Source organism: Micromonospora sp. NPDC023869 (genome assembly GCF_055559695.1).
Genome location: NZ_JBVHKD010000002.1, coordinates 597,426 through 612,165 on the forward strand (window position 1 = coordinate 597,426; position 14,740 = coordinate 612,165).

Annotated in this window: 15 protein-coding genes and 4 tRNA genes; 3 read left to right on the plus strand and 16 right to left on the minus strand. The window is 69.9% G+C overall.

The features are described 5' to 3' along the window. Nucleotides 1–57 precede the first annotated feature (57 nt). The 10 genes from nusG to ACZ31C_RS08495 all read right to left on the minus strand — a co-directional run bounded on the left by nusG (nt 58) and on the right by ACZ31C_RS08495 (nt 6,353). Nucleotides 58–780, minus strand: coding sequence for a transcription termination/antitermination protein NusG (gene nusG, locus ACZ31C_RS08450; RefSeq protein WP_131052801.1), 723 nt, complete (start codon nt 778–780; stop codon nt 58–60). A 38-nt stretch (nt 781–818) separates the two neighbouring features. Beyond that, on the minus strand, nt 819–1,217 hold the full coding sequence (gene secE, locus ACZ31C_RS08455) for a preprotein translocase subunit SecE (RefSeq protein WP_350692899.1): 399 nt from the start codon (nt 1,215–1,217) through the stop codon (nt 819–821). A 213-nt stretch (nt 1,218–1,430) separates the two neighbouring features. Beyond that, nucleotides 1,431–1,503: transfer RNA gene (locus ACZ31C_RS08460), tRNA-Trp, on the minus strand. Nucleotides 1,504–1,629: 126 nt separating this feature from the next. Continuing rightward, nucleotides 1,630–2,022 carry a MaoC family dehydratase gene (locus ACZ31C_RS08465; RefSeq protein ID WP_396741712.1) on the minus strand — a complete coding sequence of 131 codons (393 nt, stop codon included), beginning with the start codon at nt 2,020–2,022 and terminating at the stop codon, nt 1,630–1,632. A 1-nt stretch (nt 2,023) separates the two neighbouring features. Further along, the gene (locus ACZ31C_RS08470) at nt 2,024–2,470 is read right to left on the minus strand and encodes an FAS1-like dehydratase domain-containing protein (protein ID WP_465794697.1); all 447 of its coding nucleotides are present in this window, start codon (nt 2,468–2,470) and stop codon (nt 2,024–2,026) included. 124 nt (nt 2,471–2,594) lie between these two features. After that, a complete protein-coding gene (gene rpmG, locus ACZ31C_RS08475) occupies nt 2,595–2,762 on the minus strand; it encodes a 50S ribosomal protein L33 (protein ID WP_007073056.1) in 168 nt (55 codons plus the stop codon). A gap of 131 nt (nt 2,763–2,893) precedes the next feature. Beyond that, a tRNA-Met gene (locus ACZ31C_RS08480) sits at nt 2,894–2,966 on the minus strand. A gap of 25 nt (nt 2,967–2,991) precedes the next feature. Then, a tRNA-Thr gene (locus tag ACZ31C_RS08485) sits at nt 2,992–3,064 on the minus strand. Nucleotides 3,065–3,156: 92 nt separating this feature from the next. Then, the gene (locus tag ACZ31C_RS08490; RefSeq protein ID WP_465794698.1) at nt 3,157–5,688 is read right to left on the minus strand and encodes a putative bifunctional diguanylate cyclase/phosphodiesterase; all 2,532 of its coding nucleotides are present in this window, start codon (nt 5,686–5,688) and stop codon (nt 3,157–3,159) included. A 515-nt stretch (nt 5,689–6,203) separates the two neighbouring features. Continuing rightward, a complete protein-coding gene (locus ACZ31C_RS08495) occupies nt 6,204–6,353 on the minus strand; it encodes a hypothetical protein (RefSeq protein WP_465794699.1) in 150 nt (49 codons plus the stop codon). Between the two features lie 315 nt (nt 6,354–6,668). Between ACZ31C_RS08495 and ACZ31C_RS08500 the strand changes: the two genes are divergently transcribed. Beyond that, the gene (locus ACZ31C_RS08500) at nt 6,669–7,175 is read left to right on the plus strand and encodes a hypothetical protein (protein WP_465794700.1); all 507 of its coding nucleotides are present in this window, start codon (nt 6,669–6,671) and stop codon (nt 7,173–7,175) included. Nucleotides 7,176–7,217: 42 nt separating this feature from the next. On the opposite strand, the gene ACZ31C_RS08505 is transcribed toward ACZ31C_RS08500, so the two are convergent. Then, nucleotides 7,218–7,841 (minus strand): hypothetical protein, encoded by a 624-nt coding sequence (locus tag ACZ31C_RS08505; RefSeq protein WP_465794701.1) that lies wholly within the window; start codon nt 7,839–7,841, stop codon nt 7,218–7,220. A 180-nt stretch (nt 7,842–8,021) separates the two neighbouring features. Continuing rightward, nucleotides 8,022–8,105, minus strand: a tRNA-Tyr gene (locus tag ACZ31C_RS08510). A 149-nt stretch (nt 8,106–8,254) separates the two neighbouring features. Between ACZ31C_RS08510 and ACZ31C_RS08515 the strand changes: the two genes are divergently transcribed. Then, nucleotides 8,255–8,749, plus strand: a complete 495-nt coding sequence (locus tag ACZ31C_RS08515) for a YajQ family cyclic di-GMP-binding protein (RefSeq protein ID WP_161594942.1) — start codon at nt 8,255–8,257, stop codon at nt 8,747–8,749. Between the two features lie 97 nt (nt 8,750–8,846). Here the strand turns inward: ACZ31C_RS08515 and ACZ31C_RS08520 are convergent, their stop codons facing one another. Next, nucleotides 8,847–9,668, minus strand: a complete 822-nt coding sequence (locus tag ACZ31C_RS08520) for an SDR family NAD(P)-dependent oxidoreductase (RefSeq protein WP_465794702.1) — start codon at nt 9,666–9,668, stop codon at nt 8,847–8,849. A 123-nt stretch (nt 9,669–9,791) separates the two neighbouring features. Here ACZ31C_RS08520 and ACZ31C_RS08525 point away from each other — a divergent pair, with 123 nt between their 5' ends. Further along, on the plus strand, nt 9,792–10,469 hold the full coding sequence (locus tag ACZ31C_RS08525) for a TetR/AcrR family transcriptional regulator (RefSeq protein WP_465794703.1): 678 nt from the start codon (nt 9,792–9,794) through the stop codon (nt 10,467–10,469). A 160-nt stretch (nt 10,470–10,629) separates the two neighbouring features. Here the strand turns inward: ACZ31C_RS08525 and ACZ31C_RS08530 are convergent, their stop codons facing one another. The 3 genes from ACZ31C_RS08530 to ACZ31C_RS08540 all read right to left on the minus strand — a co-directional run bounded on the left by ACZ31C_RS08530 (nt 10,630) and on the right by ACZ31C_RS08540 (nt 14,508). Continuing rightward, entirely contained in the window at nt 10,630–11,889 is a 1,260-nt protein-coding gene (locus tag ACZ31C_RS08530; protein WP_465794704.1) for an MFS transporter, read from the minus strand. A 156-nt stretch (nt 11,890–12,045) separates the two neighbouring features. After that, nucleotides 12,046–12,921 (minus strand): zinc metalloprotease HtpX, encoded by an 876-nt coding sequence (gene htpX, locus ACZ31C_RS08535; protein WP_465794705.1) that lies wholly within the window; start codon nt 12,919–12,921, stop codon nt 12,046–12,048. A gap of 126 nt (nt 12,922–13,047) precedes the next feature. After that, the gene (locus tag ACZ31C_RS08540) at nt 13,048–14,508 is read right to left on the minus strand and encodes an NADH-quinone oxidoreductase subunit N (RefSeq protein WP_465794706.1); all 1,461 of its coding nucleotides are present in this window, start codon (nt 14,506–14,508) and stop codon (nt 13,048–13,050) included. Nucleotides 14,509–14,740 lie beyond the last annotated feature (232 nt).

Sequence of the window (14,740 nt, forward strand, 5' to 3'; positions counted from 1 at the left end):
GGCCCCGACGAGCGTCGGCGATGACCCCAAGGGGTCGTCGCCGACGCCTCGACGCGATCAGATCTTGGCGACCTGGTTGAAGTTCAGCTCCACCGGCGTCTCCCGGCCGAAGATCGACACCAGCACCTTGAGCTTCTGCTGGTCGGCGTTGATCTCACTGATCGTGGCCGGCAGCGACGCGAAGGCACCGTCGGTGACCGTCACCGAGTCGCCGACCTCGAAGTCGAGGACCTTGATCTCCGGCTTGGCCTTCTTCTGCTCGGTCTCGACGGACGGCGCCAGCCACTTCAGCACCTCGTCGAGGCTCAGCGGGGCCGGACGGTCGGCCCGGTCCGTGGCACCCACGAAGCCGGTCACCCCGGGCGTGTTGCGCACGCAGGAGTAGGACTCGGCGGTCAGCTCCATCCGGACCAGGATGTAACCCGGGAAGACCTTCGCCTGGACCTGGGACCGCTTGCCGTTCTTGACCTCGACCTCTTCCCGGGTCGGCACCTCGACCTGGTAGATGTAGTCCTCCATGTCGAGGGACGTGATCCGGGTCTCAAGGTTGGTCTTGACCTTGTTCTCATAGCCGGCGTACGAGTGCACCACGTACCAGTCGCCCGGCGCGTAGCGCAGCTTCTGCCGCAGCTCCGCAACCGGGTCGTAGTCCTCGTCGGGTGCGGGCTCCGTGGTCGCGAACTCCGGCTCGCTGGCGGCCTCGACCGACTCGTCGTTCGCCGCCGTCGCCACCGTGGACTGCTCGTCCGGGGTCTCGGCGGTCTCGTCGTACTCAGGCACGCTTGCTCACTTCCGTCACTATCGGCACAGTCAGCCGGTCAGCTGGGGTTGCCGAAGACCCACAACACGCCCTTAGCGAAGGCGTAGTCAAGGCCGGCCACGATCGTCAGCATCATCGCGACGAATGCGACCACCACGGCCGTGTAGGTCAGCAGCTCCTTGCGCGTCGGCCAGATGACCTTACGCAGTTCGGCCACGACCTCGCGGATGAAACGCGCGACGCGGCCGAACAGGCCCACCTTCTCGGCATCGGCCCGCGTCTTCGACCGGCTGTCGGCGGAGTCCGCCTTGGCCCGCTCACGGGTGGCGGTGCCGCCCCGCGATACCGGCTCGTCCGCGTCGGTGGCGTCGTCGTCGGCACCGTCACCGTCGTTGACCACCTCGTCGTTCAGGCGGTCGTCGTCGGCGTCCTCGCCGCGCCGCTTGTTGTCGGCCACTTCGCCCTCCGTCGCGGGATGTCGGGGTCGCACGCGGTACGCGCGTACGCGGCGCTGGTCACGCCGGCCGGACCAACCGTCCCGGGACGGGCCGCGGCCGGCGGATCAACCGGAGGGGCCCCGATGCCTCGGAACCTCTCCGCCGATGCCACCACCACGGGCCGCACGCCACCGGTTGATGACGCGACCCACGGAACGGTCAGGCCTGAGGCGCAGGGGTGACAGGACTTGAACCTGCAGCCTGCGGTTTTGGAGACCGCTGCTCTGCCAATTGAGCTACACCCCTGTGCGGCAACGCTCGTCCCACCAGGTCACATGACCAGGCAGGAGTCACTTGCCCCACGGCGGACCAGTGTACGGGTACCGACCCGACTTTCCCAACCGGTCTGCCGATCGTGGTGGACGGTGCCGGTCAGCCGGCCGTCCGCACGATGGCCCGGGCCTGCGACAACACCTTCTCGCCCTGACAGGTGGCGGTGATGTCGAGCCTGGTCAGGCCCTCCTCGGTGACCTCACGGACCACCGCGGACACCACGATCTCGGTGCCCTGCTCGTCGTCCGGCACCACCACCGGGCGGGTGAACCGGACGTTGTAGTCGACCACCGCGTCCGGCCCACCGGCCCAGGCGGTGACGGCCCGGCCGACCAGCGCCATGGTGAACATGCCGTGCGCGATCACTCCCGGCAGACCCACCTTGGTGGCGAACCGGTCGTTCCAGTGGATCGGATTGAAGTCGCCTGAGGCGCCGGCGTAGCGGACCAGGTCCGCCCGGGTCACTCGGAACGTCTGGTTGGTCAGCTCCATGTCAGGCCTCCCCGCGTACGACGAGCTTGGACCAGACCGTGACCACCGGCTCGCCGGCGGTCGTGCTGACCTCGGTCCGGGTGGTCAGGAACTCGTGGCCACCCCGGCTGGTGATGTCCTCCACGAAGTTGACGCAGACCAGCTCGTCGCCGGCCACCACCGGGCGGGTGTACGCGAAGCGCTGGTCGCCGTGGACGACCCGGCTGTAGTCGACGCCCAGGGCCGGGTCCTCGACGATCTGGCGGCTGGCGGCCATGGTGATCACCACGGGGAAGGTCGGTGGCGCGACCACGTCGGGATGGCCGAGGGCTTGGGCCGCCTCCGGGTCGTGGTAGGCGGGATCGGTGGCCCCGATCGCCGTCGCGAACTCACGGATCTTCTCGCGGCCCACCTGGTAGGGGGCGGTCGGCGGGAAACTGCGGCCGACGAAGGAGTGGTCCAGGGACATGCCGCGAACCTACACGCAACGCACTATCGCCGATCCGTGCGGTCGACGTCGGCCCGAGGGCCGCGCCGCCGCACGAACCGGCGATCGTGGTACGCGTCGATCCGAGCCGAGTGGCCCGGACGGATCAGCGGGTCTCGCGGTGAACGGTGTGCCGACCGTCCCGGGGGCAGAACTTCTTCAGCTCGATGCGGTCCGGGTCGTTACGGCGGTTCTTGCGCGTGATGTAGTTGCGCTCCTTGCACTCCACACACGCCAAAGTGATCTTCGGCCGGACATCGGTCGCCTTCGCCACGGCGGAGTGCCTTCCTCGCTAACGGATACAACTACAGCGCTACAGCGTACGCACCACTAGGGCGGACACGCAAAGCGGGCGCCCATGGCGCCCGTCCCACCGACCGCCGGAATGCTCCGGACGGACGAGAGTAGCGGTGGCCGGACTTGAACCGGCGACACAGCGATTATGAGCCGCTTGCTCTACCATCTGAGCTACACCGCCGTGGTGGGCCCAGCCGGACCCTCTGAGCCCCCTTACGGAATCGAACCGTAGACCTTCTCCTTACCATGGAGACGCTCTGCCGACTGAGCTAAGGGGGCCTGCGCGATCACTCGGTGGCCGCGCAGAGGTAAGAGTACACGGCCCCACCGCGCTGGTGAAATCGGATCCCCAGGGACGTCGTACGCCCAGCTCAGGGCACCACTCGAAGGCGTGGCAGCTCGTTGTCGGTGATCGATTCCGGGTCGACCTGGGCGCCGAACCATGCCTCCAGCCGCTCGTACGGCAACGGGCGGCTGAACAGGAATCCCTGGCCGATCTCGCAGCCGATGTCCTGGAGCAGCTCCAGGGTCAGTTCGCTCTCCACCCCCTCGGCCACCACGGTCAGGCCGAACTGCTGGGAGAGGGTCACCACGGCGTTGACGATCGCCAGGTCGCCGGGATCGGTCGCCATGCCCTGGACGAAGGAGTGGTCCACCTTCACCTCGTGCACCGGCAGGCGGCGCAGGTGGGCCAACGAGGAACTGCCGGTGCCGAAGTCGTCCACCGAGAGCCGTACGCCGAGGTCCCGCAGGCGGCGCAGGGTCGGGATGGGCCGGTCGGTGCCATCCAGCACCCCGGCCTCCTCGATCTCCAGGGTCAGCAGCTGCGCCGGTACGTCGTACTCGGCCAGCAGCTCGCGGACCCGCTCCGGGAAGTGCTGGTCGTTGAGCGTACGCGCGGAGATGTTGACCGCGACGGCGAGCGACTGGCCGCCGTGCGCCCAGTCGCGGCTATGGCGCAGCCCCTCCCGCAGCACGAACTCGGTGAGCCGGCCGAGCTGGCCGGTGTGCTCGGCCACCGCGACGAAGTCCTGCGGAGCGACCGTGCCGTGGGTGGGGTGTTCCCACCGGGCCAGGCACTCCACCCCCACCAGGCGCCGGTCGCGCAGCGTCACCTTCGGCTGGTAGTAGATCTCCAGCTCGCCGTTGTCCAGGGCGCTGCGCAGGTCACCGGCGAGACCCAGCCGGTGCAGCGCACGCGACTCCAGGGCCGGCGTGTAGAGCTGCACGCTGCCCGGGACCGATTTCGCGGCCGACGCGGCCACGTCCACCCGTTGCAGCAGCGTCGCCGGGTCGCTGCCGTGATCCGGATGCACCACCACGCCGACGGCGGTGTCCACGTCCAGCGTGAGGGCGTCGAAGACCATCTCGTCCCGGATCTGCTCGCGCAGCTGGCCGGCGAGTTCCACCGCCGCCTCGGCGCTCTCCAGACGCAGCGTCACCAGGAACTCGTCGCCGCCGGCCCGCCCGACCAGGGCCGCCGAGGGTACGCATCCACGCAGCCGGTCCGCGACCTCGACCAGGACCTTGTCCCCTGCCGCGTGCCCGAGGGACTCGTTGACCTGGCGCAGGCGGTCGACGTCGAAGAGCAGCAGCGCCACCACCTCGCCGGGCGCCCGGATCCGGACCGCCTCGGTCAGCGCGCCGAGGATCCGGCGACGGTTGGGCAGCTTGGTGAGCCCGTCGTGGTACGCGTCGTGCCGCAGCCGGTCGACCAGGCGCGAGTTCTCCAGCGCGACCGCCGCGTGCGCGGCGACCGTCTCGAAGACCGTCACGTCCGCAGCCCGGAATGAGTTGGTGTCGCCGAGCCGGTTGGTCACCTCAAGGGTGCCGATGACCGCCTTGCCGGAGCGCAGCGGCACCACGATCACGTCCTTGACCGAGGTCGACTCCAGGGTGTCGCGCAGCTCCGGGTCGTCGCCGCCCAGCCGACTGCTGACCGCCACGGTCTCCTGCCGGGCCACCGCGACGTCCCGCAACGCGGCCGGGCTGTGCGTGGAGTCCAGTAGGCCGGGCTTGCCCTCCTGGGCGGTCAGCAGCACCTCCGGGTGGCGGCCCTGGGCCGGCAACCAGAGGGTGGCGGACTCCGCCTGCATCAGGCTGCGGATCCGGACCAGCAGGGCGTCGATGAGGTTCCCGTCCGGGCCGCTCTCGGTGATCCCCTTGGTGAACTCGTACATCTCGGCGACCGTGCGGTGCTGCCGGAAGAACTGCGCGTACGAGCCGTAGACCAGGGCGAAGGCGATGCCCAGACCGGCGAAGAGGAACACCGCCCAGGGTGTGCCCTCCAGCGCGATGATGATCACCAGGCCGATGGCGAGGTTGATCGTGACCGCGAGCAGCATCGGCGGCGCCGCCCGCAGCATCTCCCGCCCGGCCTGCCAGCCCTGCACCACGGAGACCACCGCGACCACGGCGGCCAGCGCGACGAGAGTGTGCGTACCCACGGCGGCGGTCAGCACCGCCCAGGTACCCGGGCCGACGCCACCCGGCTGCGGCAACACGTGGTAGACCACGGTCGCCAACGATGTCGCTATCGCCGCGAGCGCGACGTTGAACCAGAACTTCGCCGGCAGCAGCTTGCGCCGGATCTGCACCACGATGGCGGCGGCCGTGTACGCCAGCACCACCGACAGCGGTGGCAGCAGATAGAGGGCGACGACCAGCGGGATCTCGGTCGGCGTGGCGGCGAGCGCCTGACGCCGCACCACGACGTTGATGGTCGGCAGCGCGGCGGCCACCATCGCCGCCGTGAGCAGCAACGTCATCGGCCAGTCCCCCAGGGCGGGGGACGCCGTCAGCCCGAGGATCAGCGAGAAGACGACAGCACCGAGCGCCAACGGACCGGTGACCAGCCAGGCGTACTCCGTCCGCCGTCGGATGGGGCGGGGGCGAGGCGTCATGGCTCCCCTAGCGGCCTGAACTCAGCGGATCCCGGAGGTGCCCGGACGCGGGAAGTCCCGTCAGGGGATCAGCGACCCTAGCGTCGGCATGTTCCACTCGAGACCATTCGCCCTGACATCGAACTCCGCGACCGTGCTCGTCGCGAGAACCAGGCCGGTAACCAGCAAGAGGGAGCCGAGTAGCCGGCCCAAACGTCGAGCAGACATCTGTGCTCCTGAGTGGGGTGATGGGAACGCGATGGAGGTCCCACGATGGTGCCACAGCGAGTCCGTCGGTGGAAAGTTCACAGACCTGATGTTGGTCCGGTTGTCGTCCGGCACGGCACGTACGTACCCGTGCCGTACAACGTCCGGGCAGGTCAGCGCTGGCAGGGCCGTTGCCACTAGAGAAGAAGACACCAACCACCCATTCCCTACTTAGGCGGCGTAGCGGATCTAGCGGACAATGGCGAAGAATACTTTTGACCGGATAATGCGGAATGGCGGAAGACCTCCTATCACGCCATCGTGAGCGATCAGTCACCCCGCGTCTGTGACCGCTCTTCCGCCCTGCGTCGGTCCGCGTCCTCCATCGCGTGCCGAACAGCCAGCCGGATCACCAGGTAGAGCACCGCCAGCCCGACGCCCCACCCGGCGAGGGCGAACGGCACGCTGTCGAGCTGCACGAACCCAGAGTAGGCCGAACACACCATCGCAGTCACCCCCATGGATGGCCGAATCGTGCCAACCTGCACGAAGGTGCTGCTCACCGGTGCGACGAAGAAAGGTGTCGGGTATCCGCTCCCGCTGTCGAGGACATTCGGCGTCCTCACTGACCTGCCAGCGGACGAAATTCCGCCTGCCCTGACACCGCCAACCGACCCGGTCCGGCGGACTCGGGGCCGCCGAACGACTCCTGCACTATTGCGCGGAGTTGGTGCGCCTATTCCGCACTTCGTTAAGGCGTGGACTCGCGTACGAGTCGGCACGACCATGGAGCGATGCGCGCCGAGGACGCACGTGCCAACCTCCAGGAGGCCGCCACCTTCTGGAGCGTCGGATCTCGCACCGCAGCCGAGGTGATCGAGGCCGCCTGCGACTGTCTCGTGGCAGGCGTGGACAGCCCGACCCTCCGGATCCTGGCGGGGCTCTCCTCAGCCAGGGGCGGCGACAACGACGACGTACGACGTTGGCTGCCGGGCGCACTGGACGAACTCGGGTTGACCTTTCACCCGGAGAACAGCCCGCAGGGCGACGAAGCCGCCGGTCGGGTCATGGCGCGACGGCTCCTCGCCGGCACGATCACGCCCTCGGAGCTGACCGGGTGGGCGTACCAGTGCGTCACCCTCGACGGGGCGCCGCTCATGCACCGACTGGTCCGCCTCGACGACGCGTACGAGATCGCCCAGTTCACCGGAAGCGATGTGACGCCGGTCGACGCCGAGGTACGTGCCGAAGCGCGCCGCCTCGTCGAGAGCGAGGCCGGCTCGGCCGACATCAGGACCTGAGCGACAGTGCCCTCACCCCGTCTTCCGGCGTCGAAATGGCCGTCAGGGCGATGACGTGTCGAGCGGAACCGGCCCGTTCTCGTCCTCGTGTTGGCACTGCACGGTCGCGGGCGCACAGACCGCCATGTAGCTGGGCAGAAAGACGTGTCGCCGCTGGCCGTTGAGTTCGTAGGCGACGTTCATTCCGCGACGGATCGTACGGCCTGTACCGACGAACTCGTAGCCGACCAGGATCTCGATATAGACCCTGCCGTCGGGATGGTCGACCCGGTCCGCGGTGCCAGGGGCAGGAACGACAAGCCGCTCCGGGTCCTCCGCACCGTCGAGGTCAGGATGCTTCGGCGGCCAGCCTTCGGAGTCGACCACGGGGGATCCTCGGGAGGCGGTTAGTAACCGCACCTGGACACCAAGGAGACGGACCGAGTCACCCTGCATGACCGGTTCGATGCTCTTGATCGTTACTGGCCCCTGCTCGATCCGCACGATCGTGACGCCGTCGGTGAGCCGATGGCCGACATCGAAGGAGCCGCCCCAGCCGTAGCTGCCCGGCTGGACGAACACGTCGTCGCCGAGCTGGTCGGAAGCCGCGAAGAGGGTACTGCAGCCGGTGATGGCAAGGACCCCGACAAGGGCACCCGCCATCGCCCGGATGAGCCGAGTGGTCACACAGCCCCCTGAATGCGGGCCTGGTGGCCTGCCCATCTGACCGGGCAAGTCGAGGCTTCTCGGTGGCCTTCGCACATACGGCCGACACTGTACTGCGGGCCATCAAAGTGCCCGTCGTCTCTGATCAACGAGAACGGCCCCCGATCAGCATCTCTGCTGGTCGGGGGCCGTTGTCGCACCTGGTGGCGGGTAGAGGATTCGAACCTCTGAAGCTTTCGCGACGGATTTACAGTCCGCTCCCATTGGCCGCTCGGGCAACCCGCCAGGGCGTGCCACCGCGCCGTGGCGCAGTAGCGGAAGCAAGGATAGCGGCTACCCCCGGCGCGGCCGCAACCGGGTACCGTCAGGGAGTCGTACCCCTGGGCATCGGGGGGCAAAGGATCACAAACCAGCCAGACAGCAGGAGCATGAGCATGGCAGCGAACCCGTCGTTCGACATCGTGAGCAAGGTCGACCGCCAGGAGGTCGACAACGCCCTTCGCCAGGCGGAGAAGGAGCTCGCGACGCGGTTCGACTTTCGGGGGACCGGCGCGGAGATCTCCTGGTCGGGCGAGGAGGCGATCAGCCTTCAGGCGGAGACCGAGGAGCGGGTGAAGGCCGCGCTGGACGTCTTCAAGGAGAAGTTGGTCAAGCGCAACATCTCGATGAAGTCGTTGGACGCGGGTGACCCGCGCCCGTCGGGCAAGATCTTCAAGATCGACGCCAAGGTGATCCAGGGCATCGACCAGGAGAAGGCCAAGGCGATCAGCAAGAAGATCCGCGACGAGGGGCCCAAGGGAGTCCAGGCGCAGATCCAGGGTGACCAGCTTCGGGTCACCGGCAAGAAGAAGGACGACCTGCAGGCCGTCATCACGCTGCTCAAGGGCGAGGACTTCGGCGTCGCCCTGCAGTTCAACAACTACCGCTGAGGCAGCGGCCCACGCTGTCGGCCGCCCCCGAGGAAGACCCGGGGGCGGCCGGCGGGCGGCGTCTGCGCCGAGCCGGTGCGAGCGGGGTACGCGCGGCTCAGCCGGGTGCCTGGCGACTGAGGTCCTCCCAGGCCCGGTACTCGTCGACTCTGGCCTGCTCCATCTGCCGGACGATGTCGTAGGAGTTGCTGCCGACGATGAGGCGTAGCGGCGGCTCGGGCAGGTCGACCAGCTTCATGATGACCGGTGCGGCGGTCTCGGGCGGTGGGCCGGCGTCGTCGCCCCAGAGTTCGGCCAGTTTCGCCCGCAACGGTGCGTACGCCGGTTGGGGCTCGGTCGTGGTGGTGCCCGTCGTGTAGAGCCCGGTGTCGTAGCCGCCCGGCTGCACGATGCTGACCGTGATGCCGAAGGGTGCGAGTTCCATCGCCAGAGATTGGCTGAGCGCGTCGAGTGCGGCTTTGCCGGCCGCGTAGAAGCCGACGGAGGCCACGCCGCCTCCGCTGCCCATCGAGGTGACCTGGAGCAGGCGACCGCTGCCCTGGGCGCGTAGGTGCGGGATGACGGCCTGGGTGACCCAGACGGCACCGAAGAAGTTGACGTCGAAGTGCTGGCGGATCTGTTCCTCGGTGGCTTCCTCCAGCATGCCGAGCAGCATCCCGCCGGCGTTGTTGAGGACGACGTCGAGCCGGCCGTACGTCTCGGCCGCGCGGTCCACCGCCTCCGTGACGGCGGCCCGGTCGGCGACGTCCAGGGGCAGCGCGACCAGCCGGTCGGGGTGGCGCGCGGCCAGCTCGGCCAACGGGTCGACGTCGCGGGCCGCTCCGACGACCCGGTCCCCTGCGGCCAGGGCGGCCTCGGTGACCGCCCGGCCCAGGCCACGGGTGGCTCCGGTGACGAACCACACGCGAGAATCTGCCACCTCGCACCTCCCCTGATGAGACGAGACGAGACGGATCGTCTCGCTTGACGGATCGAGTCTGCGCCGCCGACACCGATCCGTCAAGACGGACCGTCTCGTCTTACTCTCGATATGCTCACACCCATGTCCCCGGCCGCGAGAAACACCGACCCGACCCAGGCCCAGGCCCAGGCCACTGCCCAGGCACCGGCACCGGCACCGGCACCGGCACCGGCACCGAAGCGTCCGGACCCCGCGCGCCGCAGTGAACGGTCCCGGCAGGCCGTGCTGGGTGCCACGCGGGAACTGGTCTCCGAGCTCGGGTACGCGAAGCTTTCCATTGAGGCCATCGCGGCACGGGCGGGGGTCGGCAAGCAGACGATCTATCGGTGGTGGCGGTCCAAGGGGGCCGTGGTCTTCGACGCGTTCCTGGCGTTGAGCGAGGAGGCCGGCAGTGTGAAGCTGCCGGACACCGGTGACATCGAGGCCGACCTGAGGACGGTGCTGCAGGCCACCGTCGCGGAGTTCGCCGACCCGGCGTTCGAGGCGCCGATCCGGGCGCTCAACCTGGAGATCGCCGCCGATCCGGAGCTGGCCGCGCAGTACCGGGAACGGCTGGCGGCTCCGGTGGACGAGGCCAAGCGGGAGCGGCTGCGCAGCGCGCAGCGGGCCGGGCAGATCCGCGCCGACGCCGACCTGGACCTGACGCTCGAACTGCTCTACGCGCCGCTGTACCAGCGGTGGCTGCTCCGCCTCGGGCCACTCACCGACGAGTACGCCGACGCGCTGGTCACGCACGCGCTCCGTGCGTTGCGCCCCTGACCGTGGACCGGACCGACGTGGACGGGTCGACGCGACTCACCGGTTGAAGAGCAACAACAGCAGGACGGTCAGGACGGCGCTGACCAGGATCGAGCCCAGGCAGCCGAGGCGGTTCGAGAAGAATGCGAACATGCCGCCCGGGTACCCGTTCGGGCTGCGGTCAGACGGCGGCCGGGGCTTCCAGGCGTACCGCGTCGGCTTCGGCGCGGGCGATGGGGCCGGCGGGCAGGGCCGCGACCCCGGCCCCGACGGCGACCGCCGCACCGGCGAACAGGAAAGCCCAGGGCACGCCACCGGCCTGGTCGACGATCAGGCCGGCGACCGCGCCACCGGCCGCGCTCGCGCCGACCGACATGGTCACCACCCAGGTGTACGCCTCGTTCAGCATGCCCAGCGGGGAGATCCGCCCGACCAGGGTGTTCTCCAGGGTCAGCGCGGGCGCGATGGCGGCACCACCGATCACCAGGGCGACGCCCAGCGCGCCCGCCGTGGGCATCACGGCGAACACCACGAAGCTGCTCGCCACCCCGCCCAGCAGCCAGGCGAACTGGCGGGTCATGTTGAGGGCCGGACGGCGCAGGCCGAACCAGAACCCGCCGATCGCGCTGCCGATCCCCCAGACGGCCAGCAGCACACCGGCGAGGCTGTCCGGGTCGTCGGCGGCGTAGCGGGTGGCGAACGCCGGCACGGTCACGCCGGTCGCGCCGAACGCGATGCCGAGGCTGGCCACGCAGAGCAGCAGCGCCGGGAAGCCGGGGACCCGCAGCGGGCCGAGCCCTCGGGTGCGGTGCTCACGGGAGTGCGGCTGCCAGCCGCGCATGGTGCGGCCGAGCGCCACCGCCACGGTGCCGACGAGGGTGACCACGGCCGCGCCGATCAGGGCCGCTCCGGCGTCGGCGAGCAGGATGAAGCCGGCGACGAGCAGCGGGCCGAGCACGAAGACGATCTCGAACAGCGTCGTCTCTGCGGCGAGGGCCGTGTTGCGCAGGTGGTAGCGACCCGAGGAGACGCTGGTCAGGTCGTTCCAGGCGCCCCGGATGGCGGCGGTCAGCGGCGGGTACGACCCTCCGGCCAGCGCCGAGGCCACCAGCACCACGGTGAAGGGGACGGTGTCGGAGCGGGCCGACAGGAGCAGCCCGATCAGCGCCAGCGGATGGGCGATCGCGGTGCCGACCAGCACCGGGGTGGGGCCGATCCGGTCGGCGATCCGTCCGGCGACCGGACTGAGCGCGGCACCGGTGAGGGCGTAGCAGCCGCCGGCCAGGGCGGCCAGCGAGTACCGGCCGGTGACCTGCTCCACGACGAGCAGCAGCGCCAGCGGCGTCATGCCGATCCCGAGTCGCCCGAGGATGCCGGTGACCAGCAGGGTCGGTGCCCCTGGGATCTGCCAGACGCTCAGATACCGACGCAGCCCGACCACCCTTAACCCCCACCGCAGATGTAATGAGCCAGATTCGTTTAGACCCTAACGCCCCGACGGCGCCGGGCAACATGGTTATCGCGCTCACACGGGCGTACCGAAGCGCCGCCCGCGCCAGGTGACCCGGCGCGGGCGGCGAAGGGGTTGGGTGGTGCGTCAGCGCTGGTAGCGGACCGGGCCGGTCTGGGCGGCCATCCGCTCCAGTCGGGCCACGCGCTCCTCCATCCGGGGGTGCGTGGCGAACAGGGCGGAGATACCGCCGCCCTTGAACGGGTTGTCGATCATCAAGTGAGCGGTGCTGGTGAGCTGGCCCTCGGCCGGCAACGGCCGACGCTGGGTACCCATGTGGATCTTCCGCAGCGCGCTGGCCAGGGCCAGCGGGTCACGGGTCAGCTCGGCGCCGGAGGCGTCCGCCTGGAACTCCCGGCTGCGGCTGATCGCGAGCTGGATGACGGTCGCGGCGATCGGGCCCAGGATGATGGTGAGCAGCAGCACGATCGGGTTCGGGCCGTCCTCGTCGCTGTTGCCGCCGAGCGGGATGAACAGGGCGAGGTTCGCCAGCATGGTGATGATGCCGGCCAGCCCGGCCGCCACGCTGGAGATGAGGATGTCCCGGTTGTAGACGTGGGACAGTTCGTGGCCGATCACGCCCCGCAGCTCGCGGTAGTCGAGGATCTCGACGATCCCCTGGGTCACGCAGACCGCCGCGTTCTGCGGGTTACGGCCGGTGGCGAACGCGTTGGGCTGGGCGGTCGGGCTCACGTAGAGGCGGGGCATCGGCTGCCGCGCCTCGGCGGCCAGTTCCCGCACCATGTGGTACAGCTCCGGGAACTGCGCCTCGGTGACCGGCTGCGCCCGCATCGAGCGCAACGCCAGCTTGTCCGAGTAGAAGTAGGTGAAACCGTTCATCGCCAGCGAGACGAGGACGGCGACGACCAGTCCGCCACTGCCGCCGAACCAGTAGCCCACCGCCAGGATCAGCGAGGTGAGCAGGCCGAGCAACGCGGCGGTCTTCAGACGGTTGTGGTGCACGATCACTCCTTCGGTGCACGGATGACGGGATCCGCTGACCGGTACAACAACCCGGTACCCGTAAACCATCCGCTTCATGACTGAGAGTTACCTGAGTGGCAGTCATGACCAGGAGTGCGGTCGTGGTCAGCCTCCGGCGAGATCCAGCACGACCTGCGGTGCGAACCCGACCACCACGGCGAGGAGCGTCGCCACCGCCAGCGCGGCGATCACCGCCCGTCCCGGCCGGACAGCGGGCGCGGCGGTGTCCCCGGGCGGACCGTAGAGCGACGCCGCGACACGCAGGTAGTAGGCCAGGCCGATGACCGCGTTCACCGCCACCACCAGGGCGAGCCAGTTCGCCTCGCCGCCGAGCAGCGAACGGACCACCGTCACCTTGGCGAACAGCCCGGCCAGCGCCGGTGGCAGGCCCGCCAACCCGACCAGCGCGAACGCCAGGCCACCGCCGATCCACGGGTGCCGGCGGGCCGCACCCCGCAGGTCGTCCAGGGTGCCGCCGTCCGCGCCGGCCGGGCGCAGCGCCACCACCCCGGCGAAGGCCGCCAACTCCAACAACACGAAGAAGACCGCGTACGCCAGGGCGGCCGCGTACGCGCCGGTGCGCGCGTCCGGATCGGCCAGGGCCAGCGCGCCGAGCGGAGCGAGGATGTACCCGGCCTGCGCCACCGAGGACCAGGCCAGCAACCGCACCGTACGCCGCTGACGCAGCGCCACCAGGTTGCCCACGGTCATGGTCAGCACCGCGACCGTGGCCAGCACCGGACCGGTCACCTCGGCCGGCAACGCGTGCTGCACGACGGCGAGCAGGGCCACCACGCCGCCGAGCTTCGAGGCCGTCGACAGGTACGCGGCCACCGGCAGCGGTGCACCGTCGTAGGTGGCCGGCGCCCAGACGTGGAACGGCACCGCCGCCACCTTGAACGCCAGTCCCGCCACCACGAGCGTCACCGCCACCGTGGTCAGCGGCACGTCGAGCAGCGCCCCGTCGGCGAGCAGCCCACCCAGCCGTTCCAGGTGCAGCGCGCCGCTGACCGCGTAGAGCAGCGCGGCACCGAGCAGCGTCAGCGTGGTGGCCACCACGCTCACCACGAAGAAGGTCACCGCCGCCTCGGCGCTGGCCAGGCTGCCCCGGCGCAGCCCCACCAGCACATACAGCGGCAGGGTAAGCACCTCCACCGCCACGATCAGGGTGATCAGGTCGCCGGCCGCGCCGAGCACCACACCGCCGGTCATCGAGCAGGCGAGCAGGAAGCAGTACTCCCCCACCGGCGTACGCCCGTCGCGTAGCAACGGCCCGGACAGCGCCAGCACGCCGACCAGCAGCAGCGCCACCAGCGCCGCGACCAGGGCGGCCCGGCCACCGAAGACGTACGAGCAGTCGGCGCCGACGCAGAACGTCCGCCGATCCGGCAGCGTGCCGACCGCCGCCGCCCCCACGGCGGTGGCGACCGCACCGGTAACCGCCGCGGCCACCGTCGCCGCCGGACGGGCCAGCAGCAGGTCCACCAGGAGCACCAGGACGGCCGTCCCGGCGGCCAGGTACGCCGGAAGCAACGCGACGTGGTCGACACTCTGCACCATGCTCATGCCAGCACTCCGCTCCGCTGCGTGCCGCCACGAGGCACCACCGCGCTGTACCGACGATTCGCTCGCTGACGCTCGCTCATGCCGGCACTCCGCTCCGCTGCGTGCCGCCACGAGGCACCACCGCGCTGTACCGACGATTCGCTCGCTGACGCTCGCTCATGCCGGCACTCCGCTCCGCTGCGTGCCGCCACGAGGCACCACCGCCCCGCATTGATGATTCGCTCGCTGACGC